This window comes from Actinospica acidithermotolerans (assembly GCF_018139625.1).
In the GTDB taxonomy this organism is placed as follows: domain Bacteria; phylum Actinomycetota; class Actinomycetes; order Streptomycetales; family Catenulisporaceae; genus Actinospica; species Actinospica acidithermotolerans.
Map to the genome: position 1 here is coordinate 1 of NZ_JAGSOH010000027.1, position 26,149 is coordinate 26,149.

A 26,149-nucleotide genomic window follows, 5' to 3' on the forward strand; every position below is an offset into this window, starting at 1 on the left:
CCCGGCACGCGCACCTCGACGTACCAGAACCCGGAGTACCAGAAGGCGGCCGGGGCGTTCGCGAACCTGACGCTGCAGGAGATCGACTCGGTGAACATCAACCAGCCGGGCGTGGCCCCGCAGCCGGCTCCCGGCGTGTACTCGGCCACGTAGCTGCGATCGGGGGCCAGGCCGTAGAGCGTGCTGCGGCTGACGGCGAACATGTAGCCGGGGCCGCCGACGGTCGTCCAGCTTCCGGGAGTGCCGGTGTACTGCTGCAGGTTGCCGCTGCCCGTGGCGGCGGCGTAGACGTTGCCGGACGTGCCGCCGACGAACAGGCTCTTGTACCCGGAGCCGAGTACGGTCCAGCTCTCGCCGTAGCCGGCCCACTGCTCGACCTGTCCGGCGGCGTTCAGGACGTAGACGCCGCCGTCGTCGACGGCCATCAGCTGATGGTCGAATGCGACGTCGGAACCGCTGATCTGCGTCCACGAGCCGGGGGTGCCGTTGTACATGTACGTGTCGGGGCCGCTCGGCCCGATGGTCGCTACCAGGCCTTCGCCGCCGCCCTCAAGGTCCGTGACGCTGCCGACGGAGCCGCTGTAGATGATCGTCCAGCCGCCGGATGCGCCGTTCCACTCGGCGATGTAGTTGGTGTACGGGCCCACGCCGAACAGGTGGCCGCCGCTCTGTGCGAACGTCCAGCCAGGGCCGCCGATCACGGTCCAGCTGCCCGGCGTGCCGTTGTACTGGGAGATGTCGCCGGTCGACGGGTCGGTGGCGAAGACGCCGGCCGATCCCACGTAGAGCTGGTTCGCCGGGCCGCCTATCTCGGTCCAGCCGAGGCCCGGGCCGTTCCACTCGGCCACGTAGCTGTCGTTCGGGCCCAGGGCGAACACGGTGGTCTGCCAGGTTTGCAGGCTCGACCGGACCGTCGCGGCGCCGGCGGTGCCGGACGAGGCGGCTACTACGAGTGCTGCGGCGACAATCGCCGCGCTTCTGCGGATCATGCGATTCCCCTCCTGGAAAGATGTGTCCTGACTCGCGCGTCGCGACCGGCCGGGCGGGGTCGCCCGGGCCGCGCGACCCCACCCTGCCGCTCAGCCGCCGGCGGCGATCGCGTTGACCTGCGAGCCGGTCAGGCCGCCGCTGATCACGTACCAGCCGTTGCCGGGCGAGTACTGGGCCACGTAGCTCAGGTCGGGGGCAAGGCCGTAGACGGCGGTGTCGCTGACGGCGAAGTCCGAGCCGGGGCCGCCGATGATGGTCCAGTAGCCCGGCGTGCCGTTGTACTGCGCGATGTCGCCGGTCGACGACTGGACGCCATATACGCCGTCGCCGCCGACGTGGAGGGTCTGCACGCCGCTGCCGATCACGGTCCAGCTCATGCCTCCGGCCCACTGCTCGACCACTCCGGCGGCCGTCACGGCGTAGATGCCCGAGTCGCTGACGCTGAACGTCGAGCCGGTGGCGATCGAACTGTCGCCGATCTGGGTCCAGGAGCCGCCGACGTAGCGGTACACCGCGTTCCCGGCCGGGTTCTTGGCGACGAGGCCGTAGCCGCCCGCCGCGATGGCGCTCGCGGCGCCGCCGATGACGGCCCAGCCCGACGAGAGGCCGTTCCACACGGCCACGTAGTTGCCGGAGGGGCCGAGGCCGTAGAGGTACGAGCCGCCGATGGCGAATTGCGCGCCGGGGCCGCCGATCGTCGTCCAGCTGCCCGGGGTGCCGTTGTAGATGGCGATGTCGTTGCTGTCGGGCAGGATCGCGAACACGCCGGGCGCCCCGATGTAGACGGCTCTGGCCGTCAGTTCGAGGTTGGTCCAGCCGCCCTGGCCGTAGTTGTACAGGTTCACCATGTCGCAGGCGTCAAGCACGGCGACGGTCTCCACGTATGGCGAGAGCGAGACGGAGATGGGAGCCACCGACACGGACGCGGACGCGGTCGAGGCGGCTGCGAGCGGGCCGCCGACCGCGGCGGCCAGGGCGGCGGTGAGCATGGTTCTGCGAGTTGGCATGGCGGTTCTTCCTGCCCTTGAAGGTCGGTCGGTGCTGCGAACTGACGTGACGTCGGTGCTGCGAACTGACGTGACGTCGGTGCTGCGAGCTGATGGTCGGTGCTGTTGCGAGCCGATGGTCAGTGCTGCTGCGAGCTGATGGCCGGTACGGCGCGGCGGTCAGTCGCCGGCGGCCAGCGGGATGTCCGCGGGGCCGCCGATGACGGTCCATGAGGTGCCGGTGCCGTTGTAGATGTCGACGGCGTCGATGTTCGTGACGAGCGTCGTGTCGGTGACGATGGCGTAGAGGCTCGTCCGGCTTTCCGCGTCCGGGAACGGGCTGCCCCAGCTCACGTCGCTGATCTTGGTCCAGCTGTTCGGCGTGCCGTTGTACTCGAGGTTTCCGCCCCCGCTGTTGGAGGCCCAGCGCATGTACACGCCCGCGTAGCCGGCGAGGAGGTCGTCGACCGTGTCGTCGGGGCCGCTGGTGAAGATCGGGGTCCAGGTGGTGCCGCCGGTCCACACGGAGACGGTGGTGACGCCGGTGATGCCGGGCGCGCTCGGGATGCCGACCCGGTAGACGGCGCCGACCCCCACGGCGAAGTCGTCGCCCGGGCCGCCGATGTCGGTCCAGTCGTTCGGGGTGCCGTTGTATTTCCACACATCGCCGGTGGAGCCGTCCGGCGCTGTCGCGACCAGGCCGTCCGGACCGGCGTAGATGTGCTTCGCCGGGCCGCCGATGATGGTCCAGCTGTTCGGCGTGCCGTTCCATTCGGCGACGTACGCGTCGTTCGGGCCGAGGCCGTAGAGGTGGCCGGCGCCCTCGGCGAACTCGGCGCCGGGACCGCCGATCTCGGTCCAGCTGTACGGTGTGCCGTTGTACATCCAGATGTTGCCGGACGCGTCGAGCTCGAACACGCCCGCCGAGCCCGCGTAGACCTGCTTCGCCGGGCCGCCGATGACCGTCCAACCCGAGGACAGGCCCATCCACTCGGCCACATAGCTGTCGTCGGGCGCCAAGGCGTAGACCGTGTCCTGCGGCCACGGGTTGTACCGCACCGCCGCCTGGCTCGTGCCGGTGGCAGCCGCGGATACGGCCGCTGTCACGAGTGATAAGGCCACCAGGGCAGCCTTCTTCTGAAGCACGTGGATCCCCCTCCAGGAACACGCTGAGCGCGCGATCGCCCACACCGATGCTCCCGGCGCGGCCTGGGGGGCGTCATGAGTAACGCGTACTCACATATGCGCCAAGCGACAGATCAGGCGCCGAGGACGCGCCGTAGGTCGCTCCGGCTGGTCACGCCGAGTTTGGTGTAGGCGCGCTGCAGGTGGTTCTGGACGGTGCGCACGGATACGTGCAGCGACTCGGCGATCTCCCGGCTCGGGGTCCCGCGCGCGGCCATGACGGCGATCTCGCGTTCGCGGTCGGTGAGCGAGGCCGTGGTCTGTGAGTCGCGCAGCAGCGGGGTACGCGGGCGGTCGCCGCAGCGTTCGAGGTGGCGGTTGGCGTCTTGGGCCGCCGCGGTGGCCCGGCGGGTGTCGCCTGCGCGGGCGTACGCGGCGGAGGCGGCGCACGATGCCTCGGCGGCCATCAGGTCGGCTCCGCGGGAGGCTAGCTCGGCGGCGGCCGCGACGAGCTGTGCCGGAGAGTCGTCGGCCAGTGCGGCGGCCAGGTGCGCGAGCGCGGGGACCAGGTCGCCGTCGAAGACGTCTGCGATCTCGCTGAGCCTGGCGGCGGACTGCGCGGCGCCGCCCAGCCGGGCGAGGTCGGCGAGGAGCAGTGCCTCGCCGAGTAGGCAGCCGGAGGCACGCGCCTGGTCGGCCGCGGCGATCAGAGTCGCCTGGATCTCGCGGGCGGATTCGCCGTTGGCGACGCGGATCCAGACTCCTGCCAGTGCGTTCCAGTGTGCGTGCATTCCGAGCACCGGGTATTTGTCCGCCTCGGTGCGCGCCTGCTCGGCCGCGTCGAGGTCGCCGAGGAGGGCAGCACAGAGAGCGAGTCCGGTCTGCGCGGTGCTGACGGCCACCACTCGGCGCAGGGCGCGTGCGACGGCGGCGGCCTCCGCGAAGAGGCGGCGCGCGTCGGAGAGGTGACCTGCCATCAATTCGAGATAGCCCACGTACACGGACATCCACATCCGGATGCCCGATGCGCGCGCCTGGGTCAACCGGTAGATGGCGTCCTGGCCGATGCCCCGCGCTTCGGTGAAGCCGCCGGCCGCGCTGTGGGCGACGACGGCCGAGATGAGGTGGAACGAAGGATGAGGGAACAGGACTCGCTCATCCATGCTCAGCCGTAGCCGGTAGGCGCGGTCGGCCCATGCGACGGCCTGCGCGGTGCGGCCGGCATAGCTGAGGCCGACCGGTTTCATCGTGGCGGCGTGCAGCCACGCGGCCCCTTCCGCGGTGGGGCTCAGCTCCTCGGCGAGATCTTCGAGCAGCGTCAGGCCGCGTGCGGTGTCGCCCGCGTTGATGCGCACGGCGCCCTGGAAAAGGCGCAGGGCGGTGAGGACTTCGGGCTCGCTGGCGCTCTTCTGGGCCGATTCGAGCAGGTCGAGGGTCCCGTCGTAGTCACCTTCGCCCCAGGAACGGTTGAGCGCGTGGGCCATGACGACGGAGAGGAACTGCCGCTCGCCTTCGGCGGTGCGTCCGGCGGCGGTCAGGACCTCGTCGGCGCGGGCGGGCTCGCCGGTGTGCCAGAGCACGTCCCCGAACAGCAGTCGGGCGGAGGTGGTGAAGTCGTCCTCGCTCAGCGCCTCGAGGAGGCGCTTGGCCTGCGGGTAGTCGTGGGCGTGGCGAGCCAGTGCGGCGGCTTCGATCAGCAGCGCGGGCTCGGCGGTACCCGTGGCCTCCAACTGCCACGCGGCGATCCTGCGGGTGTCGACCGCGTTCGGATCGGCGCCGGACTTGACCCGATCGACCTGGTCCAGCAGGAGGCGGCGTCGGCGCAGGGGGGTCAGGCCGGCGCGTAGGGCCTCCGCGTAGAGGGGGTGGGCGAGGGAGACCGAGGTCGTCCGCTGGTCGGTTCGCGTTCGGATGAGGCCGGCGGCCTCGAGTTCCACGAGCACGTCCATCGGAGCGACGGCCTCCGCGTCGGCGAGCGGGACCGGCTCGCAGAGGGCCAACAGTTCCAGGACCGGTCGGCCCGCGGGTCCGGCGGACTCCAGGCGGGCGCTGATCAGTTCGGCGAGGCGCGGCGTGCCGGAGGTCCGGCCTTCCGCGAGCTCCCATATCTCGCCGTCGTCGGCGAGAGTGCCGTGCTTCAGGGCGCCCGCGACCAGCTCCCTGAGATAGAGGGCGTTGCCGCCGCTCGAATCGTGCAGCCTGCGCACGGTCTGCCGGCTCACCGACCCGCCCAGCGCCGCGCTGAGGACCTCCTCGACCTGGTGCAGGTCGAACGCGGCCAGGTCGACGCGGCACACCGTGTCGCCGCTGCACAGCGCCTCGACCGCCTCGCCGATCGGCTCCCCGCTGCGGACCGTGCCGATCAGCCGGACCGAACCGGCGTCGATCAGCTGCCGCAGCAGCACCGCCGAAGCGGCGTCCAGCCATTGCAGGTCGTCGACCAGGACGACCTGGCCGCGGCCCGGCCGGGCCAGCGCGCTCGCCACCTGGGCGAAGCCGCGGACCGGGTCGGCCAGGTCCACTCCGGCCGGGATCAGGTGCGCGATCGCGCCCAGCGGCACCGCCGCGGCCGCGCGCGACGCCGTCGCCCGGCCCAGCACCGCCCCGGCACGCGCGGCCCGGCCGTAATACTCGTCGGCCAGGCGCGTCTTGCCGATGCCGGGCGGCCCGCAGACCACCACCGACCGGCAACGCGCCGTGCTCCAAACCGTGGTGAACACGTCCAGCTCGGCGGCCCGAGCCGTCAGCGGCCACAGGTACACCGCATCCACTGCAACAACACTCCCGCGCGCCCACCCACGAAGCCCAAGACGGCGCCGCGGCGGGCCCACCGACCGCGGTACGGGAATCGTAAGGCCTCCTCATCGATCGCGAAGCCTCGTTGTCAGAGCTTTCGTGCACAGTAAGGGCCGTGTTCGCCGGACAGGGCGTGCGAAGGAGTTCGTCGCGTGGACGGCGGACGAGGACGCGTTTTCGGACGCGTGCGCGCAGGCCCTTGGCGGCGGGTGACGGGGCGGTGGGCGACGGTCAGTGGTGGCCGCCGCCGCCCGCGCCGCCGTCGTGCGCCGCGTGGTGTGCGGCGTGCACGGACGCGTCGACGGCAGCGTGAATCGAGGCCTCGACAGCCGCATGGACGGAGGCGTCCACCGCGGCGTCGATCGATGCCTCGACGGCTGCCTGTTGTGCTGCCGAATGGACCGCCGTGGCGGCCTGATCGCGGCGGGCGATCTGCTTGAGCCGCTTGCGGGCGATCTCGCACGCCGGGCCGCCGTTGCGCGGGTAGATCAGCGCGTCGAGGCCGATGGCGTGGACGAGGCCGCCCAACGCCGACTGAGCCGCCTCGACCGGACCGGTTGAACGCGCCACCGCATCGAGCCGGGCGCGTGCTTCGGCGGCGCGGGCGGGGTCGAGGACGGTCCACCAGGTGACGTTGAATATGCCGAGGGCCTTATGGCGATCGGCGCGGATCACGCCGCGCGCGGCGAGCTCGCCGAGGTACGCGTGCACCAGGCCGCGCCGTTCCCGGGCCACCCAATCCCTGGCCCGCGGCGGACGCTTCGAGCGCTGGATGTCCGCGAACGCCGCGTCCAGCAGCGCGTCCCCCGTCGGTTCCGGGCTCAGTACGTGAATTCGGTCTTTGACGACGTCGACCCGGCGCTCGGCGGCCAGCCGCACGAGCTCCGAGCCCGCCACGGCGAAACGCAGCTTCTCCGCGGCACCGAGCTTGCCGTCCGGCCGGATCGCCAGCAGGACGATGTCCTCCCCAAGGCTCTGCATGATGCTGAAGATAGCGCGCAGGCGCTGTCAGAGGGCGAATGCCGGGCAGATCCGGGCCGATGGCTCTGCGCATGAATGAAGTCCCTGATGTCACGGATACCGCGGATGTCCGGTGAGCGCCGGTCAGGTGCCGAGCGGGTGATTCGGCGCGAGGTACGCGGCGATGCTGGTGGCGATCGTCTGCGCGTAGTTGGTGTTCGGGGTAGTGGCGGGGCCGTCTGTCGTGCTGACCGCGATGGACAGGTGACGGGACGGCAGGTAGGCCTGGACCGCGAAGTAGCCGGAGAACGACGGGTTCTGCACGATCCACGTGTTGATCACTTGGATGCCGATGCCGTAGTGCGCCGCCTCCGTGTTCAGGCGGCAGATGCCGGGCGGGCAGGCGCTGGGATCGCCGAGCCCGACCGTGCCCGGATCGAGCTGGACCCGGTACGACGCCGGCGAGAGCAGGGCGCCCGAGCCGACGCCCCACGCGGACGTGGCCAGGTCGCAGATGTTCTGGGTGAGGATCGCGCCGTGGGCCGTGGTCCAGGACGGGTTCCAGTAGGTGGATTCCTCATACGTGCCGCGCTCCGCGGTGAATGCGTGCAGCACGGGGCCGGGGATCGGCGGCTTGGCGTTGATCGCGGTGTTGTCCAGGTGGAGCGGGTTGAGCACGCGCTCTCGCAGCAGTTCGCCGAGCGGCTTGCCGGTGATCTTCGCCAGGGCCTGGCCGAGCAGGACGAAGTTGGCGTGCGAATAGCTCCAGTTGGTCCCGGGCGTGTACCAGAGGGGGTGGCTGAACGGGAATGCGAGGAGCTCGCTCTCGGTCCAGAACTTGAACGGCTGCGCCTCGAGCTCGGCCGCGAACACGGGGTCGATGACGTAGTCGTGCAGGCCCGAGGTGGAGTCGGCGAGCATCCGCAGCGTGATCTCGCTGGAGTGCGGGACCTGCGGAAGCCAGCGCGAGATCGGGTCGTCGAGGTCGACCGCGCCCTCCTGCGCCAGCTGAAGCAGGATGATGCCCATGTAGGCGATGCCGACGGAGCCGGTGCGGAAGTGCATGTCCGTGGTCGCGGGGACGCCGGTCATCGACTCGCCCAGGGCGGTGGTCAGCAGGTTGCGCTTGCCCTGGGTGACCCTGAGGATGACGGAGTTCAGGCCGTACTGCTGCTTGGCCGTCTCGGCGATGTCGAGGATCTTGAGACCCGGGCCGTGCGTGGGCGCCGGCGAGGCCGGGCAGCTCGGCCGGTGTCCGCGGCCGCCGCCGTTCGACACCGTGGCGCTCGCCGAGGCCGCCGGCAGGAGGGCGGCGACCAGCGCGGCAGCGCCGAAGAAGGCTGCGGAACGCGTCTTCCGGGAAGTCCGTGTCAGTACCATGCACGCCAGTAAACGGATGAAGCTAACGAACTTGTACATAACACGCCGATCACCGGGACGCGCCACGATCCGCTTCACCCCTTCCCGCCGTGGCGACCCGGACAGGCCGGCACGACGCCGTTACGATGAGCGACATGACCGACGCGAACGACTGGAACGCGAACACCATCGCGGAGTTCCGTGCGAACGAGGGCAAGGTCGGCGGGATGTTCGAGGGCGCCCCGCTCGTCCTGCTGCACCACCGGGGCCGCAAGTCCGGCCGCGAGCACGTCACCCCCATGATGTACCTCCCGAACGAGACCGACCCGAACGTGATCTACGTCTTCGCGAGCAAGGCCGGCGCGCCGAGCAACCCGGATTGGTACTACAACCTGGTCGCCGCAGGCAGCGGCAGCGTCGAGCGCGGGACCGAGTCGTACGACGTGACCGTGCGCGAGCTGCCGGGCGACGAGCGCGACCGCATCTACGCGGAGCAGGCGAAGCGCTACCCCGGCTTCGCCGACTACGCCCGCAAGACGGAAGGCATCCGCGTCATCCCGGTCCTCGAGCTCAGCCGGGCGTGACCGGCCGCTACGCCGCACACGAAGAGTCCCGCCGCCGAACCACGCAGCCGTCGTCCGGCCGGGCGTAGCCCGCCGCCGCGCCGCACCCGAGGCCCGCGCAGCCGGTCCGGCTGCGCGGGCTCTCTTCGGGCGGGGCTCGCTCGCGAGGTTCTCCGGCCGCCCTCAGCCCGAGGCGCCGCCGGTGAAGTTCCAGGCGGCCAGGTGCAGGCCGGGGGCCGTCGCCGAGTTCGCGCCGTAGTTGTACGGCGTGGCGATCGCGTCGCTGCCGATGCCGAGCACGTTGCCCGGCCCGAGCGACTCGGAGTACGACTGGGTGAAGCGCATGTTCTTCACCGGGCGGACGATCTCGCCGTTCTCGATCAGCCAGGTGCCGTTGCGGGTGAGGCCGGTCATCAGCACGCGGCGAGGGTCGAGGCAGCGCGTGTAGAAGTGGTCTGTGACGAGCAGTCCGCGTCCGACCCGCGCCACCAGCTCCAGGACGGACGAGTTCGACGCCGGCCCGTCGACCTCGGTCGGAGCCGGGCCGGCCGCGGGTTCCAGGCGGATGTTGCCCGGCGACATGCCGAACACCGCGCTCTCGGCGGCGGCGTACCCGTTGGCGGCGACGCCGGCTTCCACGGCCGAGCGGCGGTCGTATGCGGCGTCGCGACTGACACCGTTCTCGACCAGGACCAGACGACGGCGCGGCGTGCCCTCGGTGTCGAACGGCAGGCCGGCCGCGACGGCCGAGACAGCGTCGTCGACCAGGGTGACCGAGCCGTCCATCTGCTGGCTGCCGAACTCCAGGAACGACTGGTGCTCGTTGACCAGCTTCCCGTTGAAGCCGAAGTTCCCCAGGCAGTACAGCACGTCGGCGACCGCCGTCGGTTCGAGTACGACCTCGTACGCGCCCGGCTCGATCTCGACCGCGCCGTCCCACGCGCGCGCCTTGGCGGCGGCCCGCGCGCCGTGGACCGCGCAGTCGATGTCGGCGATCCGGCGCGATGCCTGGCGCGCCACGCCGTCCGAGAGCGAGGCGGTCTTCGCGATCGCGTCGAGGGCGGCCTCGGTGCACGCCCCGGACACCGCCTGCCCGGCCGAGTTCGCGTAGGCGCTGCTCCAGTAGCGGGTGCGGAAGTACCCGGCCGCCGTGAGGTCCCCGACGGCTTCGATGTAGTCACGCACGCGAGAGGCCCGGTCGGCCGGCGACGCGTCGACGATCGCCTCGTCGACGTCGTGGCTGGGCAGCACCGGTGCCGGGCCGATCAGCCCCGGCCAGCCCGGGTCCGCCGGCGAGGCCTTGGCCGCCGCGACGGTCCGCTCGACCATCTCCCCCAGCGCGTCCGCTCCGACCAGCGTCGAGGACGCCGAGGCCGTGCGGCCCTCGCTGTGGATGCGCAGCTGGACCTCGGTCGTGGTGTCCGCGACGTTCTGGTGGATGTATGAGTTGGCGAAGCGGGTGAGCGCGAGCGCGACACGGTTGACCGACACGTCCACGTCGGCGGACGGCCCGGCCGAGGCGCGCGCGAGTTCCAGGACGCGCGCGGCGAGTTCGAGCTCTGTCTGGTCGCTCATCCGCGCACTCCCACTCGCACGTTGGTGAACCTGGCCGGCGCGGAGGGGTGGCCGGTGTGCCCGGTCTGGCCCGGCTGGCCCTTGCCGCAGTTGGGCGTGCCCCAGGCGACGATGTCCGAGGACAGCATGTCCATCGACGCCCAGAACCGCGGGCCGATGCCGGTGTACGTCGGGTTCTTCAGCATCCGGCCGAGCCTGCCGTTCTTGATCTCGTAGGCGATCTGGCAGCCGAACTGGAAGTTGAGCCGGCGGTCGTCGATCGACCAGGACCGGTTCATGTCCATGTAGATCCCGTCGTCGGTGGCCGCGATCATCTCCTCGAGCGTGTGCGGCCCCGGTTCGAGGCCGACGTTCGTCATCCGCACCATCGGCAGCCGGGCCCAGCCGTCGGCCCGGACGCTGCCGCCGTAGTCGAGCCCGGCGACGGCCGCGCTCTCCCGTCCGGCGAGCACGCCGGTCCAGACGCCGTTGCGGACCGCGTCGCGCTTGTGCGCCCGCGTCCCCTCGTCGTCCCAGCCGAAGGAGCCGAGCGCGCCAGGGTAGGTCGGGTCGATGACGATGTTCATCAGCTCGGAGCCGAACCTGAGGCTGCCGAGCCGGGACAGGTCGAGCCACGACGTGCCCGCGTACGCGGCCTCCCAGCCGAGGATGCGGTCCAGTTCGATCGCGTGGCCGACGGACTCGTGGATCTGCAGGGCCAGCTGCTCGCCGCCGATGATGACGGTGGTCTCCCCCGCCGGGCACTGCGGCGCGCGGGTCAGGGCCCGGGCCTCCTCGGCGATGCGGGCGGCGTGCGCGCCGAGGTCGGTCTCCTCGACGAGCTCCCATCCGCGGGTCCCGAACTGGCCGCGGCGCGAGGGGTAGGACCGCACCTGCGTCTCCCCGTCGCCGATCACGGTCGAGGTGATCGCGCCGCCGCACTCGCGCACGTGCTGGTCGATGCGGTGGCCCTCCGACGAGACGAACCACTTCCGGGTGTCCCAGATGTCGTAGGAGCCGACGGCGATGTCCGCACCCTGCTTGCGCATCTCGGCGGTCGCGGAGGTGAGCAGGTCGCCTTTCTCGGAGAGCGGCACGGACAGCGGGTCGATCCGGCACTCGCTGGCCCAGGACCCGACCTCCGGCTCCGCGGGGATGAGCCCCGGCCCGCCGCGCCGGTTCGGCACGGTCGCGGAGGCCGCGGCGATCTCGGCGGCCCGCGCCCCGGCGCGCCGGGCGACCGCGTCGTCGAGATCCGGCACGCCGAAGAAGCCCCAGCTGCCCCCGACCAGCGCGCGGACCCCGATCCCGGCGCTCTCCCGCTGCGTGAGATCCTCCACGTCCCCGTTTCGGGCCGACATGGACTCGTAGCGCCGGTGCATCACCCGCGCGTCGGCATAGGTGGCACCGGCGGCCAGCGCCGCCTCGACAGCGGCGTCGGCGGCGTCGAAATGCGTCATGAGCCAGAGGGTATGACATGGCTTACCGCTCCGCTACCGGCCGCGCCGCCGAGGTCGTCGCCGGGCTGAGCTGTCATCAGCTTCGAACCACAGCACGCCTCTTCCCGTGGTAAAAGTGGTCGGCGCGGTCACGGATGGACTCTGCGGGAGCGGAGGTGCGGACGCCGACGCGCGCGAGCATGACACCGGATTATCCGAGCGGAGCATTCGTGACAGATACCTGGACTTGTGCACGCTGCGGGACGACCAACGCGGCGACGGGCTACGCGTGCATGGGATGCACTGGAACGGAGCGGGCCTTCGATCTCTCCACGCCGCCGAGCATCGGCATGGCCCCGCTCGCGATGAGCGGCTCGCGCGGCGGGTCCACGCAGGAGTTCCCTGCGATGCCGGAGTATCCGGCGATGCCGGCGTGGTCCGACGTCGCGCCCACGGCGCAGATGCCGCCGGCGGCTGCGGCTGCGGCTGCGGCTGCCGCGACGGCGTATCCGCCGGCTCCGCGGCCCGCGACGGTGCCGCTGGTGCCGCTGGCCCCTTCCGTGCCGTCGCCTCGGCCTGCCGAGCCCACGCGTGAACCCGCCGGGCCGCGGCCGTCCTCGCGCCCGTCGTCGCGCGGCGCGAAGCGGCCCAAGAAGGCCGGGAACCCCGCTGCCCGGAAGAATCTCCTCCGGCGCGTCAAACAGCTGGTCGTCCTGGCCGTCATAGCCGCCTTCCTCTTCACGACGCGGGGTTCCTGGCTGCCTGTCTGGCGTGAACTGCTGCACGGGTCTTCGCAGACCGCGTCGACCGCGGCGAACACCGAATCGACCCCGGCCGCGGCGGCGTGCCCGGCGAAGATCGCGGACTCGATCCCGGACGGCGCGGGCCACGGCGCGACGCTGGTCGAATCCCGGTCGACGAGCCAGTACGACATCACGATCTGCGACAGCAACGGCCAGCTGTACTACTACGGCGTCTCGCGCGCGAACGCCGCGCTGGCCATCACGCTGCCCGCCACGAAGTCGGGCTCGAACTACGTCGCGATGAACCAGAACTTCACGTACAACGTCGGTCCGACGAAGCTGGTCGTCTCCAACCAGGGAGCGGTCGTCGTGGAGCAGAACTTCACCGACTGACGCGGACGGGATCAGCTCTCCGGGCCGCTGAGGCGGTACCGCGCGCGACCACCCTCGATGAGGGCGTATTGAAGGCGGTCGGCCTTCTCCACGTCGGGGGTGCGCGCGGCGATCACGTCCGCGTACAGGAAGGATTCGCCGATGCGCACGAGCGCGTAGGCGAGGGCGTCCGGGTCGATCACCGTCTCCAGCCCGTGCTCGTCGATGTCCCAGAGCAGCAGGTCCCTGATCGCGGCGACGGTGCCCGGCTGAACCAGGCCGACGGGGTCCATCAGTACCCGGACGGCCAATGCCGGCTCGTCGTCGATCAGCCGGCGCAGGCCCGGAGAGGCCGCCACGATCGCGTTGAAGTGCCGAAGCGCGCCCGTGGTGTGCAGGGCGTCGGCGGGCTTCTCGCGCTCCCAGCGCTTGATGGCGACGGCGATGGAGCGCTCCGTCTGCGCCCAGACCGCGCGGGCGAGCAGTGCCTCGCGGCCGCCGACGCGGCGGAAGAGCGTGGTGCGCGAGATGCCGAGTTCCTCGGCCAGCGCCTGCATGTCCAGACGCCGTCCCTCGGCGAACCAGTGTGCGGCGCGCTCCACGGCGTCGAACTCGTCGACGGCGTGATCACTGTCGCCTGCGGCCGCCATGGGCCCGCCTCCACTGGTCCCGGATCGCGGAACGGTGAAACATCTTCGCGAAGTGTTGCACGCGGCGCCGGTCGGTGCCATTCTCTGCGATACCCCGCGGGCGCGCCGTTCCGTAAGCGGCACGACACGCACCGCGGACCGAGATCCAGTCACGTGTCACGTCAAGTCCCGCGGCCGCCAGAACCGTGCCGCAGCAGCACGCGCTCAATCATAAGCAAGCGCTCACTTAACGGCGGTGCGGCGAGGCCGCCCGCGCCGGATCCATCGGAACCACCAGGGAAGGGCAACTCAATGGCGAGCAGCTCCTCAGCGCGTTCCGCCGCCCCGCCCGCGCCGGCCGTCGAGGCCAGACGCGGCATCTGGGGCCGGCAGCTGGACCACTATCCGTCCACCGCGCCGCGGGCGACGTATCTGGTCATCGTGGTCCTCGCGACGATCACCCTGTACTACGAGCTCTACGTCCAGGGCTCGGTGGCGACCGCGCTGGCCGCGAACCTGCACATGACACTCGTGTACCTGATCGCGATATCGATCGTGGGCAACGCGGTGGGCGCGCTCGCGTCGGTGGTCGCAGGGCTCGCCGACCGATGGGGCCGGGCGAACCTCGTGGTCTACGGGCTCGCGGTGACCGGCGCGCTGGTGGCGTTCGGGCTCGCGAACTCCACCGACAAGTGGGTCTACCTGGTGCTGTTCGCGGTGGTCAGCTTCGTCGAGGGCATGATCCTCGTGGCCACGCCGGCGCTGATCCGCGACTTCTCGCCGCAGCTGGGCCGGGCGTCGGCCATGTGCTTCTGGACGATGGGCCCGGTGCTCGGCAGCCTCGTGGTGAGCGAGGTGGCGAGCCACACGCTGGACTCGCACCCGGATTGGCAGTACCAGTACCGGGTCTGCGGCATCGTCGGCCTCGCGGTGTTCCTGATCGCGTTCGTGGGCCTGCGCGAGCTCGCGCCGCAACTGCGCGACCAGCTGATGGTCAGCATGCGCGACAAGGCTCTGATCGAGGCGAACGCGCGCGGCATCGACCCGAACGAGGTGCTGTCCGGGCACTGGCGGCAGATGCTGCGCAAGGACATCGTCTTCCCGGCGATCGCGATCAGCGTCTCGCTGCTGTTCTACTACATCGCGGTGGGCCTGTTCGTGGTCTTCTACGCGACGAACTTCGGCTACACGGAGGAGCGGGCGAACGCGCTGTCCAACTGGTACTGGGCGGTGAACGCGGTGGCGCTGCTGGTGACCGGCGTGCTGTCCGACATGCTGAAGGTGCGCAAGCCGTTCATGCTGGTCGGCGGCGTGGTCAGCCTCGTCGGCGTGGCCATGTTCGCGATCGCGACGACGCATCCGGGTACGACCTACTACGAGTTCGTCGCGATCCTGATGCCGATCTCGATCGGCGGGGCACTCGCGTTCGCGGCGTGGATGGCCGCGTTCACCGAGACCGTGGAGGCGCACAACCCCGCGGCGACCGCCACCGGCCTCGCGGTCTGGGGTGCGACGCTGCGCACGATCGTGGTCGTGGCGCTGCTGGCGCTGATCGCGGTGATCCCGGCGGCGAGCACGCTGGTGAACCAGGGCTCGCAGGTCTCCGCCGCGGCGGCCGGACAGGCGCCCGGACTGACGGCGGCGGAGAACGCGACGGTCAAGGCCGTGGCTGCCGACCCGACGATCGCGACCCGGGTGCAGACGATCGCGACGGACGACGCCGCGCAGCTGGCCACGGCGGAGAAGCTCAGCTCGACCACGCAGGCCGAGCTCGCCGCGTCGCCGAACGACCCGACCGTCCAGGCGGAGGCGATCAGCGAGATCTCCGGAGTCTCGGCGGCCGACGTCGCGCGAGTGATCACGCTGGGTGCGAAGTACCAGAACCAGCTCGCCACCGCGCAGGCGATCGACTCCGGCACGCAGGCGGCGCTGGCGACAAACCCCAACGACACCGCCGCCCAGGCCAAGGCGGTCAGCGACATCGCCACGGCGTTCCATCTGACGGCCGCTCAGGCCGCGGCGCGTTTCGAGGCGCTGGCCGCCGTGCCGCAGGCGGACCTCGCGCTGCTGGACACCGACGGCAAGCAGGTGCAGTCGGCCGCCGCCGCGCTGACCGCGCTCGGCAAGGTGCCGACCGCCGATCTCACGCTGGTGAGCACGTACGGCCCGGGCCTGCAGGACCCCAAGGTCGTGGCCGAGCTGAAGTACCTCCAGGCCAACGCGCCGGCCGTGGAGAAGGCGGCGAAGGACTCGCCGATCCAGTGGCAGCGCTGGTGGTGGGTGTGCTTCGGCGGCCAACTGCTGTTCATCCCGTTCATCTGGATGCTGAAGGGCCGCTGGAGCCCCCGGAAGGCGCGTGAGGACGCGCGGCAGCACGCCGAGAGCGTGGACCGGCAGCTCGCGGCGCTGGCCGGTCTCGCCGGCCGACCCGCCGAGTGACGGCGATCGGATAGCCGAGAAGCCCCCTGTGGCCAGGGGGCTTCTTCGCGTCAGCCGAGCACTTCCGCCGCTCCGCTGTGCTCGACACGATGGTTGGTGATCTCCAGCTGGCGCAGCGTGTAGTGCCGCAGGGCGTTGAGCCGGGTCGGAGTGAGGATGTCGCACACCCAGTCCCAGTGCAGCGAAACCCAATCGCCGACCGCGAGCTCGCCGAGGTAGCCGAGCCCGTCGGCGGAGCGGCGCGCGGTCTCGGTGACCGGGTCGCCGAAACCGAGATCGCCGCCGTCGTAGGTGAGGGGTCGGTAGCGGACGACGGCCTGGTCGCCGCGCAGGGCCTCGACGCGCCCCCAGCGGATCCTGCACCGGTCCAGCACGCTCAGGGCGTGGTCCGCCTTGCGGTCGTCGGTGAGCAGCCCGACCCACGGGTAGATGCAGAACACGTGGAAGCTGTGGTGCGGCACTCCTCCGGCGAGCACGCCTTCGAGCAGGCGCGGGAACATGCTGCCGATCCGCGGGCGGAAGCGGTCCTCCATCGACGTGGCGACGGCGCCGAGGCCCACGCGGTCGAGCAGCGGGCTGCCGACCCAGTAGGCCTCGACGACGCGACGGTCCAGCGGGTCGGGGATGCCGGTGGCTCCGGCGATCAACTCCAGGTAAGGCCAGGCGCCGGCGAAGCCGCGTGCCAGTTGGGCGAGTCCGGGATCGACGACGCCGGCCGCGCCGTACTCGAAGAGCGCGGCGCTGTCCGCCGGGCCGCAGTAGCCGAGCGAGTTGGGCGGGTAGGCGTAACGGACGAACAGCTGCGCGCCGGGGATTTCGGCGCGCGGCGGGGTCAGGGTGTCCATGCGGCCTCCGCGCTGTACGAGTCCAGGGTCTTGAGCGATTCGGCCGCCTCGTCGTCGGTGAGCGTCTGGAGGGCGAAGCCCATGTGCACGAGCACCCAGGTGCCGCCGGTCGGCGGGGCGTCGAGCAGGCCGACGTTCACCGGCCGCCGGACGCCCGCGATGTCGACCAGCGCCACGTCTGGTCTGTCTTCGACGAGTCCGGCGACCTGCCCGACGAGTCCGAGGCACATGGAACCGCTCCTCCCACCGCTACATCTCACGTATTTCCAGGTAGCGCTTGAGGTCCGGGATGGACCGGATGATCACCGCCACCAGCGCGCCCAGCCCGATCACCTTGACCGCTCTGCCCAACATCGCACTCCTCCTCGGGATGTGTTCGGTCACCGCCCGGCAGCCGTGCGATCACGGCGTCGGCCGCAACGTCCACGGCGGCCTGCACCCGGCTGCTCAGCCCGATTCCCGGCTCCGACCGATCCGGTTCGCACGTCACCACAATTGTCCGTCCGGCGTGGCCGCCGAGCGCGTCGAGCAGGCCGAGTACGGCGTCCGGGCCCATGTCGTGCGCGTCCATGAGCGGCGCGAAGCCGACCTCCCGCGCCGGGTTCTGCCGATGCTCGTCGCCCTGCTCGACCTCGATGACGCAGACGGTGCCCGGCGCCTCTCCGCGTTCCGCGGCGTCGATAAGGATCAGCAGTTCGACGCCGTCCAGCAGCTCGAACGCCAGGTGCACGCCGCGGATGCCGATGTCCGCCAACTCGACGCCGGACGGCAGCGGACGGTCGGCCAGGCGCCGCACGACCTCGACGCCGAAACCGTCGTCGCCGAGGAACACGTTGCCGAGACCGGCCACCAGCACCCGTCCGCTCATATCGGCGACCCCTCCGCGCTCGCCTCGAGCACCGGCTCGACCTCGTCGGGGGCGAAGTAGAGAAAGCGTCCGTGCATTCCGTGCAGGTCGGCGTCGGGGTCGTCCTGCGGGGTCACCGCGAGGTGGACATTGCCGTCGACGTCGTGCAGCACGGCCTCCACGAGTGCCGGGCGGCCGGACAGGAACAGATCCTGGGCGTCGGCCCGCCGGCTTCCGGGCCGCATCACGACGGTGCTGCCGCGCGCGACCGGCACGCCGCCGATGACCACCTCGTCGGTTTCCGGTGAGACCGAGGCGTCGGTCTCCGGATCCCACCAGGGGTCGGTGGTGACGAGGTGGGTCGGCGGCTCGGCTGACGGCGCGGGACGCGCGTGGTCGCTCGCCTCCCGTACGGAGCGGATGGCGCCGTGCAGCCGGTCCATGATCTCCGGGCTGAGCCCGTCGGCCCGGTCGATCACGGCGGCCGCCCGCGGGTCGGTGGCGCGCGCCTCGGCCTTCTCCTCGTCGGTCAGGGCGAGGGTGCGCAGCAGCAGGATCTCGTCGATCTCGGTGGAGTCGTACAGCTGCGCGGGACTCTCGGCTGCCACCTCCGCGTGGTCGTAGAGGATGATCGGCGAGACGAGCAGCAGGTCGCTGCGCGACTCGGGCCCGGCGAGCACCGGCCATCCGCCCTCGTTGACGCACTCTGCGACGTACCCCGCCGCCCAGCGGGGCGGATCGGTCGGCGAGAGGAACCTGCCGCCGGGAACCTCGACGATCACGTGCGCGGCGACCAGAGCGTGCCACAGCGCCTCCTGCCGTCCGCTCTGCTCGATGACCTCGGTCGGCGTGGTGTTCGCGACGTCCAGGCGGAGTTTGAGGGCGCCGTACGGGCCCGGCAGGCGTGTCAGGTCTGCGCGGAGGAGGCCGTCGAGCTCAGCGCGCTGGACTCCGTCGCCGGCCGCGCTGAAGCCGACCGTCGCCTCCCCGTCGAGCAGCTCTGACGCCATGAACGTGAACCGCTGTTCCTGCTCCACGCCTTCGTACCAGGACTGGCGGCGGTGCATCTGCAGGAAGCGCACGAGCACATGGAGCTCGCTGTCCTGCGCGCACTCGAGGACGCATTCCGCGTGAAGGGTCTTGCGCTCCGACGCGTCCGCGTATCCGGGTGGCATGAGCACGCCGAACTGGAAGCGCTGCTGGTTCTTCGTGGCGGAGGCACGGTAGGGGTACAGCAGGTATCCCTCGTAGAGGACGGCGTCGGCCAGCTCGCGCACCTGGTCCACCGCGGATCCGACACTGCTGGTCATGGTGCCTCCTCGGCTCCGGCGAGCAAGGCTTCGAACGTGCTGTCCCAGGTGGGCAGCGCATTGACGGACTTGTACTTCAGCAGCGCGTCGAGGGTCTCGCGGTGCACGCGGATCCACGTCGTGTGCGGGAAGTGCGTGTCCACGAGCTCCTGCCACACGGCCACGGGCAGGCCGAAAGCGGCCTCCTTGCTCCACGGCACCTGCAGCACGCTCAACCGCCCGGCCGCCGTGCTGAACACCGTGCCGCTGAACAGCATGAGCAGCGGAACGACTCCCGATTCCAGGGAGTGGATATAGCGCGCCCAGCCGACTTCGAGGTCGTATGTGCAGGGCACCGGAAGATCGATCTCGACGCTTCCGGTGAAGCCCGGCACCATCGTGGAGACCGTCGCCAGCTGGATCGGCTTGAGGCTCTCCGCCCAGCGGGCCGGCTCGCCGAACAGGTCCCGCAGCCGCTCAGCCTCCGCGTCGGCGTAGCGCCGCTGCTGCGGCTGGATCCTGATCTGGGCGCGCAGCGCGATCGCGTCGATCTGCCGGCCGGTCGTCTCGCTGATCCGCAGGGTGAAGGTGAGCGTGGGCACGACCGCGTAGCGCTCGTTGCGGGCGCCGACGCAGTCGAAGACCAGCTCGCTCATACGAGTTCCCGGGAACGTTCGGCGACCCTCGTGAAGAACTCCTCGATGTGCGCCTTGGCCTCGGCGCCGCCATCGAATCCGTGCCAGTCGAGCCGCATCGCGCCGACGAGCTCGTAGCAGGCGTCGACGGGGACCAGGCAGCATTGGACGCCGTCCTCGGTGCGCCGTACGAGGATGGCCTCGATCTCCGGTTCGGCGGCCGCGAGCAGCGGAAGTCCGGCGGCGAGCCGGTTCCAGGCGGCCAGGTCCAGCAGGCATTCGGTGGCCCCAGCCGGGCTCGGGTAGAACGCGGCGACCTCCCGGCCGGCCATGCCCTTGACGAAGAAGGCCATCCCGACCGGCACCTGGAGCTGCTCCCAGAGCGCGGCGGTGATCGGGTGCCGGGAGTCCGTCAGGTAGCGGTCCGGTACGGCGCGGAACCGGCCGCCGTTCCATTCGCCGGTGAACAGCAGGTAGCAGCCTCGGCACGTGCAGACGAGCTGCTGGTTGTGCCGGTCGACGACGTGGCCGTGCCGCGCCTCGACCGGCTCGTCGCACATGCCGCAGCGCTCCGAGGCGGGCTCACGTTCGGACTCGGGCTCGGTTCCGGGCCCGCGGCGGGCCGTCGACCCGGGCTCCGCCGAAGCCGTGAAACGGCTGAGCGCCCAGGTCATCGGACCGCCGGCTTCGGGATCGCGACGCGGGTGCCGTGACTGTCGGAGAGCAGCGGAAGCGGGTCGAGGTGGAAGTCCCCGTCGTCGATGCAGCGTCCGGCCACGCGAACGTCGTAGCGGTGCCCGCAGCCGGGGCACGTGAGGACGTCGCCGTTCTGCGCACCCGCGCTGACGGCGCCACCGCAGGCCGGGCAGCGGTCACGGTACGCGTAGAGCGTGCCGCGGAAGGAGCACAGCACGAGCCGCATGCCCTCCACGTTGACGGCGGTCGGGCGGCCGGTCGGCGGACCCGCATCAGGCAGGGCTGCCCACGCGTCGCCTTCCGTGCCGTCGGTCGCGGCAGCCGCGCCGGGCGGCCCGGAGCCGATCTGCAGCAGCGCGGGGCCGGGGTCCGCCGCCATGCCCTCGACCTCGATCGCGCTGATCTCCGGCACGGCGTCGAGCAGGGCGTCCTCGATGGCGAGTTTCACCGTTTGCGCAGAGGAGGCGCAGCCGTTGCAGCTACCGGACAGCCTGAGCCGCGCCACCGCCGCCTCGTCGATGCCGAGGAACTCCACTCCCCCGGCATGCGAGCCCAGATACGGCCGGACCCGGTCGAGCGCGCGCTGCGCCCGCGTGCCGGCGTCGAGCGGGTGCAGGCCGTGCAGCAGGAGCAGCCCCTCGACCAGCGGATCCTCAGCCAGCTTCCCGACCAGCGCGGTATCCGCGGCGCCGACGACCGACACTACATGCTCCAGCCCCTCGCCGTAGAGCGCGAGGAGTTCGCGCACCAGCTCCTCGGCTGCCTCCCGCGCCGGGCCGGGCGGCAGCCCGCCGAGGATCTCCTCGATCCGCGCGCCCGCCTTCCGCACCCCGCTCATGGGCACCTCTCAGGAGATCGTCCCCAGCGCGCCGGGGGTGTGCATCCGCTCGATCACCCGGCCGCCGCCGAGGTACATGTGCACGCCGCACGGCAGGCAGGGGTCGAAGCTGCGCACCGCTCGCATGATGTCGATGCCCTTGAAGTCGTCCGGCGGGTTCTCCTCGAAGATCGGCGTGTTCTGCACCGCGTCCTCGTACGGTCCCGGGGTGCCGTAGACGTCGCGGACGCTGCCGTTCCACGGGGTCGGCGGGTACGGGTGGTAGTTGGCGATCTTGCCGTCGCGGATCACCATGTGGTGCGAGAGGACCCCGCGCACCGCCTCGGTGAAGCCGACGCTCTCGGCGTTCTCCGGCACCTGGAACGGCTCCCAGGTCCTGGTGTTGCCGGCCCGCACCTCGGCGAGGGCCTTGTCGACGAAGTGCAGCGCGGCCGCGGCGCAGTAGGCCTGGAAGTAGGTCCTGGCCCGGTTGCGCTCGATCGCGTTGCTCCACCGCGGGATCTTCCACTCGAAGGTCACCGCCGGCTTGCTGACCGTGCGCGGCAGGTTGATCTCCACGCTGTGGCCGGTGGACCGGACGTAGCCGCCGATGTCGACGAGGCCGCCGAGCGCGGTGGCCCACAGCCGGGCGATCGGGCCGCCGCCGGTGTCGCAGGCCAGGTAGTCGGTGCCGTCGAACCAGCGCGGGGACATCGTCCAGCTGTACTTGTCGTCGAAGTCGCGCTTGGCCGGCCGCGGGATCGTGTGCTGGTTCCACGGGTGGCGGGCGTCGACCGGGTTGCCCAGGGCGTCGTGGGTGACGAACTTCTCCATGCCCTCCCAGTCCTCGTAGAAGGAGTGGCCGAGCAGGATCCTGATGCCCAGGTTGATGTCCACCAGGTTGTTGGTGACCAACTCGCCGTCGACCACGATCCCGGGGCTGACGAACATCTTCCGGCCCCACTGCTCCATCGTGCGGTAGTCGAAGTCGCAGTACTCGGGGTTGTTCAGCGAGCCCCAGCAGACCAGCTGGATGCGGCGTCGGCCGACCTCCTCGTAGCCGGGCATGGCCTCGTAGAAGAAGTCGAACAGGTCGTCGTGCAGCGGCACCACGCGCTTCATGAACTCGACGTAGCGCATGAGACGGGTCAGGTAGTCGGTGAACAGCTGGACCGTGGCGACCGTGCCGACGCCGCCGGGGTAGAGCGTGGACGGGTGCACGTGGCGCCCCTCCATCAGGCAGAACATCTCGCGGGTCATCCGGGAGACCTGCAGGGCCTCCTTGTAGAACTCGCCTTCGAGCGGGTTGAGCGCCCGCATGATGTCGCCGATGGTCCGGTAGCCGTGGTCGGCGGCGTGCGGGGCCTCGGTCCGGTTCGCCTGTTCGAGCACGCCGGGGTTGGTCTCGCCGACCATCTTGGCGCAGTAGTCCACGCCGACCAGGTTCTCCTGGAAGATGTTGTGGTCGAACATGTACTCCGCGGCCTCGCCCAGGTTGATGATCCATTCGCCCAGGTGCGGCGGCGCGACCCCGTAGGCCATGTTCTGGCAGTACACGGAGCAGGTCGCGTGGTTGTCGCCGCAGATGCCGCAGATCCGGCTGGTGATGAAGTGCGCGTCGCGGGGGTCCTTGCCGCGCATGAAGATGCTGTAGCCGCGGAAGATCGACGAGGTGCTGTGGCATTCGACCACCCGCTTGGCGCCGAAGTCGATCTTCGTGTAGATCCCCAGGCTGCCCACAATCCTGGTGACCGGATCCCAGTTCATCTCCACGATCCGGCTCGTGTCCTTCTCGTCCTGGACGCTCGTCATCGCCGATCGCCCTCCTCACCAGGTCTTGTGGTAGCCGGTCAGCAGTTCGGGGCCCTTCCTGCGCCACTTGGGCTCCGCGTCGGCCGTCTTCGCGGTGAAGCCGCGCAGGGTGCGGATCACCGAGCCGTACAGGCCGGACGCCGTGGTCGAGACCCGGGCGCCGGGCGGCTCGTCCATGAACGGCATGAACTTGTCCGGGAAGCCGGGCATCGTGCAGGCGATGCAGATCCCGCCGACGTTCGGGCAGCCGCCGACGCCGTTGATCCAGCCGCGCTTGGGCACGTTGCACTTCACCACCGGCCCCCAGCAGCCGAGCTTCACCAGGCACTTGGGCGAGTCGTACTCCCTGGCGAACTCGCCCTGCTCGTAGTAGCCGGCCCGGTCGCAGCCCTCGTGCACGGTGTTGCCGAACAGCCAGGTCGGCCGCAGCGCCTCGTCGAGCGGGATCATCGGCGCCTGCCCGGCCACCTGGTAGAGCAGGTAGAGGATCGTCTCGGCGAGGTTGTCCGGGTGGGTCGGGCAGCCGGGCACGCACACGATCGGCAGGCCGGCCTTGGAGCGCCAGTCCCAGCCGAGGTAGTCGGGCACGCCCATCGCGCCGGTCGGATTGCCGGACATGGCGTGGATGCCGCCGTACGTCGCGCAGGTGCCGACCGCGAGCACGCAGGTGGCCTTGGGCGCGAGCCGGTCGAGCCACTCGCTGGTGGTCATCGGCTGCCCGGTCTCCGGGTTGTTGCCGAAGCCGCACCAGTAGCCCTCCGGCTTGATCGCCTCGTTGGGGATGGATCCCTCGACGACCAGGACGAAGGGCTCGAGCTCGCCGCGGTCCGCCTTGTGCCACCACTCGATGAAGGTATCGGCGCCCTGCTCGGGGCCGCACTCGTAGTCGATGAGCGGCCAGTGCACCGCGATCTTCGGCAGCCCGGGCAGCGCGCCGAGCGCGATCTCCTCGATGCTCGGCTGGGTGGCGGCGGTCAGCGCCACCGAGTCCCCGTCGCAGCCGAGGCCGCCGTTCATCCAGAGGATGTGCACCGGCTGCGCCGAGGCCTCCTCGGGCGCCGGAGCCGGCTGGGACGCGGATTCCGTGGCCGTGGTCACCGGGACCACCTCGGTTCGAAGAGATACTCCACCAAGGAGCGCTAACGGATTGTTTCGAATAACCCTATCTCCGTGCTCACCACCGCACAAGACGGAAAAGTCGGCGCCCGGACAGAACTGTCCTTCCGTGCCGCCCGTGCTGCATCCGGGCAGCTCGCGTATGCTCGCTGCTATGGACCCGCAATCCGACGAGAATGCGGAAAACGGGATCGAAGTAGTTCCCTTAGTCGTTCTTTCGCGGAATTTCCCGGCCCGGCCATCCGCGATTCCGGAAATCCGGGAATTCGTCCTGGCCGGCCTGGCGCGCTCGCCGCTCACCGAGCAGCAGGGCCGGGAGGTGGGCCGCGCGGTGCTGCGCGTGCTGCTCGAGGCGGCCGGCCGGTCCGGCGCCGTCCAGATCTCCTTCCGGATCTCCCGGGACCGCGTCGAGGTGGACGTGCTGCGCTCGGAGCCCGCCGTCGGCGAGGCCGGCGGCCTCGCGGACCTGGCGGCCTCGGCCGCCGCGGCCGGCCCGCGGCCGCGGCGCCCGGCGAGCTTCGCCGGGTGGATGGCGGACGCGCTGCGCCGCGCGGGGATGACCCGCGAGGACGCGGCCCGGCAGCTCGGCGTCTCGGTGAAGACGGTCGGCCGGTGGATCGGCGGGGAGACGGAGCCGCGGCTGCGCGACCTGAGGCGGATCCAGGACCTGTTCGGCGAGGTGCCGTTCCCCTGAACCTGGATCGGCGGGGAGACGGAGCCGCGGCTGCGCGACCTGAGGCGGATCCAGGACCTGTTCGGCGAGGTGCCGTTCCCCTGAACCGCGACTAGCCTGTGAACCATGTCGGCACCTGCTGGGCGCCACGCGATCGGCCCGGATCGGGGCCGCGTGCTGCTGCGCACCTACCGTCAGGGCCTGGCCGCGTCCGCGGGGCACGACCTGGTCGTCGAGTTCGCGCGCTGGTCCGCCGAGCTGACCGTGGACGGATCGGGCGTGACCGGTCTGACCGCCGTGCTCGACGTGACCTCGTTCACCGTCGTCGAAGGCACCGGCGGCGTCAAGCCGCTGAGCGACCGGGACAAGCGCGAGATCGCGGCGACGGCGCGCAAGCAGCTCTCGTCCGACCGCTTCCCGGAAGCCCGCTTCGCCGCCACCGCCTTCACGCCCGGCGAATCCGGCGGCGGCACGGTCTCCGGAACGCTGACGCTCGTCGGCAGGGAGCGGCCGTTCGCGCTGACCGTCGCCTCCCCGGCCGACGAGCGCTACCACGCGTCGGGCCAGGTCGTGCAGAGCGAATTCGGCATCAAGCCCTACTCCGGCTTCTTCGGCGCGCTCAAACTGCGCGACGCGGTCGACGTCGAGATCGACGTCGACCTGTCCGGACTCGGCGGCGGATGGTGAAGTTCCTGGTCCTCTGGCGGATCGAGCTGTCGCTGCTCTCGCGGGAGATGGCCACCGCGGTCGCGCGGATGCCCGGGTACGCCGCTCCGCTCGAGCACTCGGGCAAGGTCGTCGCGCGCTACCACCTCGTCGGCCAGCACGGGGGCGCCTGGATCTACGACGTGGCCTCGAACGAGGAGCTCGAACGGCTGCTCGGCGCGGCACCGGTGTACAACTTCGCGCGGTATGAGATCCACCCGCTGGCCGAGATGACGGAAATGGCAGAGCTCGATACCGAATAGCCGAATAGTCCGATTCAGCGATTGACCGATCGGCGGGCCCGGCGAAGACTGGAAGTGCGGCCGCGTCCGCGGCCGCTACGGGTGGCGGTGGAGGGTCATGTCCTCGGCTCAGGGCACCTCGGCGAGAGAGCGGCACTGGACGTGCGCGGTGCGGCTGCGCGAGCGCCGCCGCGAGCTCGGGCTCACCCAGATCGACGTCGTCGACCGGCTGCGCGCACGCGGCGCGGGCCTGACCAACCGAGCGCTCAGCGCGATGGAGAACGGCCGCGGCCTGGACCTCGGCATACTGCCCGACCTGGCCGCCGTGCTGGACTGCTCGATCACGTACCTGCTCGGACTGACCGCCGACCCCTCGTGCTGGCAGCCGGACCAGCCGCCGCGCCCGGAGTCCGGGTCATGCGCGTCCTCCGCCGCCGACCGCTGCTCGTGGATCCTCGGACCCGACATCCCGGACACCACCCGCGCATCCAACTGAACCCGCACCCGTAGGAGGCAC

At 70.9% G+C, this 26,149-nt stretch carries 25 protein-coding genes and 1 pseudogene; 7 read left to right on the forward strand and 19 right to left on the reverse strand.

Going from position 1 to position 26,149, the window contains the following annotated elements; genetic code table 11:
* From KDK95_RS11925 to KDK95_RS11950, 6 genes are all read right to left on the reverse strand, one after another.
* A partial coding sequence (locus KDK95_RS11925; protein WP_212518166.1) for a hypothetical protein occupies nucleotides 1-989 on the reverse strand: 989 nt, incomplete at its 3' end.
* A 90-nt stretch (nucleotides 990-1,079) separates the two neighbouring features.
* On the reverse strand, nucleotides 1,080-1,997 hold the full coding sequence (locus KDK95_RS11930) for a hypothetical protein (protein WP_212518167.1): 918 nt from the start codon (nucleotides 1,995-1,997) through the stop codon (nucleotides 1,080-1,082).
* Nucleotides 1,998-2,156: 159 nt separating this feature from the next.
* Complete coding sequence (locus KDK95_RS11935; RefSeq protein WP_212518168.1) at nucleotides 2,157-3,098, reverse strand: hypothetical protein; 942 nt, start codon at nucleotides 3,096-3,098, stop codon at nucleotides 2,157-2,159.
* Nucleotides 3,099-3,235: 137 nt separating this feature from the next.
* Nucleotides 3,236-5,872 (reverse strand): helix-turn-helix transcriptional regulator, encoded by a 2,637-nt coding sequence (locus KDK95_RS11940; RefSeq protein WP_212518169.1) that lies wholly within the window; start codon nucleotides 5,870-5,872, stop codon nucleotides 3,236-3,238.
* Nucleotides 5,873-6,128: 256 nt separating this feature from the next.
* Entirely contained in the window at nucleotides 6,129-6,878 is a 750-nt protein-coding gene (locus KDK95_RS11945; RefSeq protein WP_212518170.1) for a GOLPH3/VPS74 family protein, read from the reverse strand.
* Nucleotides 6,879-7,001: 123 nt separating this feature from the next.
* Complete coding sequence (locus tag KDK95_RS11950; protein WP_212518171.1) at nucleotides 7,002-8,237, reverse strand: serine hydrolase domain-containing protein; 1,236 nt, start codon at nucleotides 8,235-8,237, stop codon at nucleotides 7,002-7,004.
* A gap of 134 nt (nucleotides 8,238-8,371) precedes the next feature.
* On the opposite strand from KDK95_RS11950, the gene KDK95_RS11955 reads away from it, so the two are divergent.
* Nucleotides 8,372-8,800 (forward strand): nitroreductase family deazaflavin-dependent oxidoreductase, encoded by a 429-nt coding sequence (locus KDK95_RS11955; protein WP_212518172.1) that lies wholly within the window; start codon nucleotides 8,372-8,374, stop codon nucleotides 8,798-8,800.
* Nucleotides 8,801-8,962: 162 nt separating this feature from the next.
* Here KDK95_RS11955 and KDK95_RS11960 read toward each other — a convergent pair whose 3' ends face one another.
* Both KDK95_RS11960 and KDK95_RS11965 read right to left on the reverse strand, forming a co-directional pair.
* The gene (locus tag KDK95_RS11960) at nucleotides 8,963-10,354 is read right to left on the reverse strand and encodes a TldD/PmbA family protein (RefSeq protein ID WP_212518173.1); all 1,392 of its coding nucleotides are present in this window, start codon (nucleotides 10,352-10,354) and stop codon (nucleotides 8,963-8,965) included.
* Nucleotides 10,351-11,793 (reverse strand): TldD/PmbA family protein, encoded by a 1,443-nt coding sequence (locus KDK95_RS11965; protein ID WP_212518174.1) that lies wholly within the window; start codon nucleotides 11,791-11,793, stop codon nucleotides 10,351-10,353. The genes KDK95_RS11960 and KDK95_RS11965 overlap by 4 nt, the downstream gene beginning before the upstream one ends.
* Before the next feature lie 209 nt (nucleotides 11,794-12,002).
* Here KDK95_RS11965 and KDK95_RS11970 point away from each other — a divergent pair, with 209 nt between their 5' ends.
* Nucleotides 12,003-12,908 (forward strand): hypothetical protein, encoded by a 906-nt coding sequence (locus KDK95_RS11970; RefSeq protein WP_212518175.1) that lies wholly within the window; start codon nucleotides 12,003-12,005, stop codon nucleotides 12,906-12,908.
* Between the two features lie 11 nt (nucleotides 12,909-12,919).
* Here KDK95_RS11970 and KDK95_RS11975 read toward each other — a convergent pair whose 3' ends face one another.
* Complete coding sequence (locus KDK95_RS11975) at nucleotides 12,920-13,537, reverse strand: QsdR family transcriptional regulator (protein WP_212518176.1); 618 nt, start codon at nucleotides 13,535-13,537, stop codon at nucleotides 12,920-12,922.
* A 291-nt stretch (nucleotides 13,538-13,828) separates the two neighbouring features.
* On the opposite strand from KDK95_RS11975, the gene KDK95_RS11980 reads away from it, so the two are divergent.
* Nucleotides 13,829-15,955, forward strand: coding sequence for an MFS transporter (locus tag KDK95_RS11980; protein ID WP_212518177.1), 2,127 nt, complete (start codon nucleotides 13,829-13,831; stop codon nucleotides 15,953-15,955).
* Between the two features lie 50 nt (nucleotides 15,956-16,005).
* Here KDK95_RS11980 and KDK95_RS11985 read toward each other — a convergent pair whose 3' ends face one another.
* The 10 genes and pseudogenes from KDK95_RS11985 to KDK95_RS12025 form a co-directional block, all read right to left on the reverse strand.
* Nucleotides 16,006-16,800 carry a DUF6390 family protein gene (locus KDK95_RS11985; RefSeq protein WP_212518178.1) on the reverse strand — a complete coding sequence of 265 codons (795 nt, stop codon included), beginning with the start codon at nucleotides 16,798-16,800 and terminating at the stop codon, nucleotides 16,006-16,008.
* Entirely contained in the window at nucleotides 16,788-17,030 is a 243-nt protein-coding gene (locus KDK95_RS11990; protein WP_212518179.1) for a HypC/HybG/HupF family hydrogenase formation chaperone, read from the reverse strand. The genes KDK95_RS11985 and KDK95_RS11990 overlap by 13 nt, the downstream gene beginning before the upstream one ends.
* 19 nt (nucleotides 17,031-17,049) lie before the next feature.
* Nucleotides 17,050-17,154, reverse strand: a complete 105-nt coding sequence (locus KDK95_RS38200; RefSeq protein WP_372463310.1) for a DUF6893 family small protein — start codon at nucleotides 17,152-17,154, stop codon at nucleotides 17,050-17,052.
* 52 nt (nucleotides 17,155-17,206) lie between these two features.
* Nucleotides 17,207-17,668, reverse strand: a pseudogene (locus KDK95_RS11995) (hydrogenase maturation protease); the annotation flags it as partial.
* Nucleotides 17,665-18,957 (reverse strand): hypothetical protein, encoded by a 1,293-nt coding sequence (locus KDK95_RS12000; RefSeq protein WP_212518181.1) that lies wholly within the window; start codon nucleotides 18,955-18,957, stop codon nucleotides 17,665-17,667. The gene KDK95_RS12000 and the pseudogene KDK95_RS11995, both read right to left, overlap by 4 nt.
* A complete protein-coding gene (locus KDK95_RS12005) occupies nucleotides 18,954-19,592 on the reverse strand; it encodes a DUF6084 family protein (protein WP_212518182.1) in 639 nt (212 codons plus the stop codon). Before KDK95_RS12005 ends, KDK95_RS12000 begins: the two co-directional genes overlap by 4 nt.
* Nucleotides 19,589-20,131: a DUF5947 family protein gene (locus KDK95_RS12010; protein WP_212518183.1), complete on the reverse strand. Its 543-nt coding sequence runs from the start codon at nucleotides 20,129-20,131 to the stop codon at nucleotides 19,589-19,591. The genes KDK95_RS12005 and KDK95_RS12010 overlap by 4 nt, the downstream gene beginning before the upstream one ends.
* A gap of 110 nt (nucleotides 20,132-20,241) precedes the next feature.
* A complete protein-coding gene (locus tag KDK95_RS12015; protein WP_212518184.1) occupies nucleotides 20,242-21,105 on the reverse strand; it encodes a NifU family protein in 864 nt (287 codons plus the stop codon).
* 9 nt (nucleotides 21,106-21,114) lie between these two features.
* Nucleotides 21,115-22,896 (reverse strand): nickel-dependent hydrogenase large subunit, encoded by a 1,782-nt coding sequence (locus KDK95_RS12020; protein ID WP_212518185.1) that lies wholly within the window; start codon nucleotides 22,894-22,896, stop codon nucleotides 21,115-21,117.
* A 15-nt stretch (nucleotides 22,897-22,911) separates the two neighbouring features.
* Complete coding sequence (locus tag KDK95_RS12025) at nucleotides 22,912-23,913, reverse strand: NADH-quinone oxidoreductase subunit B family protein (RefSeq protein WP_249161009.1); 1,002 nt, start codon at nucleotides 23,911-23,913, stop codon at nucleotides 22,912-22,914.
* Nucleotides 23,914-24,166: 253 nt separating this feature from the next.
* Between KDK95_RS12025 and KDK95_RS12030 the strand changes: the two genes are divergently transcribed.
* The 4 genes from KDK95_RS12030 (at nucleotide 24,167) to KDK95_RS12045 (ending at nucleotide 26,128) form a co-directional block, all read left to right on the forward strand.
* On the forward strand, nucleotides 24,167-24,706 hold the full coding sequence (locus tag KDK95_RS12030; protein WP_212518187.1) for a helix-turn-helix domain-containing protein: 540 nt from the start codon (nucleotides 24,167-24,169) through the stop codon (nucleotides 24,704-24,706).
* Between the two features lie 105 nt (nucleotides 24,707-24,811).
* On the forward strand, nucleotides 24,812-25,372 hold the full coding sequence (locus KDK95_RS12035; protein ID WP_212518188.1) for a YceI family protein: 561 nt from the start codon (nucleotides 24,812-24,814) through the stop codon (nucleotides 25,370-25,372).
* Nucleotides 25,366-25,653 (forward strand): muconolactone Delta-isomerase family protein, encoded by a 288-nt coding sequence (locus tag KDK95_RS12040; protein WP_212518189.1) that lies wholly within the window; start codon nucleotides 25,366-25,368, stop codon nucleotides 25,651-25,653. Before KDK95_RS12035 ends, KDK95_RS12040 begins: the two co-directional genes overlap by 7 nt.
* 97 nt (nucleotides 25,654-25,750) lie before the next feature.
* The gene (locus KDK95_RS12045) at nucleotides 25,751-26,128 is read left to right on the forward strand and encodes a helix-turn-helix domain-containing protein (protein WP_212518190.1); all 378 of its coding nucleotides are present in this window, start codon (nucleotides 25,751-25,753) and stop codon (nucleotides 26,126-26,128) included.
* The last annotated feature ends 21 nt before the right edge of the window (nucleotides 26,129-26,149 follow it).

Bases quoted from the DNA above. Each gene is read 5' to 3' on its own strand.
- KDK95_RS11975 (WP_212518176.1), bottom strand. From the start codon at position 13,537: ATGGCGGCCGCAGGCGACAGTGATCACGCCGTCGACGAGTTCGACGCC.
- KDK95_RS11965 (WP_212518174.1), bottom strand. From the start codon at position 11,793: ATGACGCATTTCGACGCCGCCGACGCCGCTGTCGAGGCGGCGCTGGCC.
- KDK95_RS12005 (WP_212518182.1), bottom strand. From the start codon at position 19,592: ATGAGCGAGCTGGTCTTCGACTGCGTCGGCGCCCGCAACGAGCGCTAC.
- KDK95_RS38200 (WP_372463310.1), bottom strand. From the start codon at position 17,154: ATGTTGGGCAGAGCGGTCAAGGTGATCGGGCTGGGCGCGCTGGTGGCG.
- KDK95_RS11945 (WP_212518170.1), bottom strand. From the start codon at position 6,878: ATGCAGAGCCTTGGGGAGGACATCGTCCTGCTGGCGATCCGGCCGGAC.
- KDK95_RS12010 (WP_212518183.1), bottom strand. From the start codon at position 20,131: ATGTGCGACGAGCCGGTCGAGGCGCGGCACGGCCACGTCGTCGACCGG.
- KDK95_RS11950 (WP_212518171.1), bottom strand. From the start codon at position 8,237: ATGGTACTGACACGGACTTCCCGGAAGACGCGTTCCGCAGCCTTCTTC.
- KDK95_RS12040 (WP_212518189.1), top strand. From the start codon at position 25,366: ATGGTGAAGTTCCTGGTCCTCTGGCGGATCGAGCTGTCGCTGCTCTCG.
- KDK95_RS12020 (WP_212518185.1), bottom strand. From the start codon at position 22,896: ATGACGAGCGTCCAGGACGAGAAGGACACGAGCCGGATCGTGGAGATG.
- KDK95_RS11960 (WP_212518173.1), bottom strand. From the start codon at position 10,354: ATGAGCGACCAGACAGAGCTCGAACTCGCCGCGCGCGTCCTGGAACTC.
- KDK95_RS11955 (WP_212518172.1), top strand. From the start codon at position 8,372: ATGACCGACGCGAACGACTGGAACGCGAACACCATCGCGGAGTTCCGT.
- KDK95_RS11980 (WP_212518177.1), top strand. From the start codon at position 13,829: ATGGCGAGCAGCTCCTCAGCGCGTTCCGCCGCCCCGCCCGCGCCGGCC.
- KDK95_RS11990 (WP_212518179.1), bottom strand. From the start codon at position 17,030: ATGTGCCTCGGACTCGTCGGGCAGGTCGCCGGACTCGTCGAAGACAGA.
- KDK95_RS12045 (WP_212518190.1), top strand. From the start codon at position 25,751: ATGTCCTCGGCTCAGGGCACCTCGGCGAGAGAGCGGCACTGGACGTGC.
- KDK95_RS12025 (WP_249161009.1), bottom strand. From the start codon at position 23,913: ATGAACGGCGGCCTCGGCTGCGACGGGGACTCGGTGGCGCTGACCGCC.
- KDK95_RS12015 (WP_212518184.1), bottom strand. From the start codon at position 21,105: ATGAGCGGGGTGCGGAAGGCGGGCGCGCGGATCGAGGAGATCCTCGGC.
- KDK95_RS12035 (WP_212518188.1), top strand. From the start codon at position 24,812: ATGTCGGCACCTGCTGGGCGCCACGCGATCGGCCCGGATCGGGGCCGC.
- KDK95_RS11930 (WP_212518167.1), bottom strand. From the start codon at position 1,997: ATGCCAACTCGCAGAACCATGCTCACCGCCGCCCTGGCCGCCGCGGTC.
- KDK95_RS12030 (WP_212518187.1), top strand. From the start codon at position 24,167: ATGGACCCGCAATCCGACGAGAATGCGGAAAACGGGATCGAAGTAGTT.
- KDK95_RS11985 (WP_212518178.1), bottom strand. From the start codon at position 16,800: ATGGACACCCTGACCCCGCCGCGCGCCGAAATCCCCGGCGCGCAGCTG.
- KDK95_RS12000 (WP_212518181.1), bottom strand. From the start codon at position 18,957: ATGACCAGCAGTGTCGGATCCGCGGTGGACCAGGTGCGCGAGCTGGCC.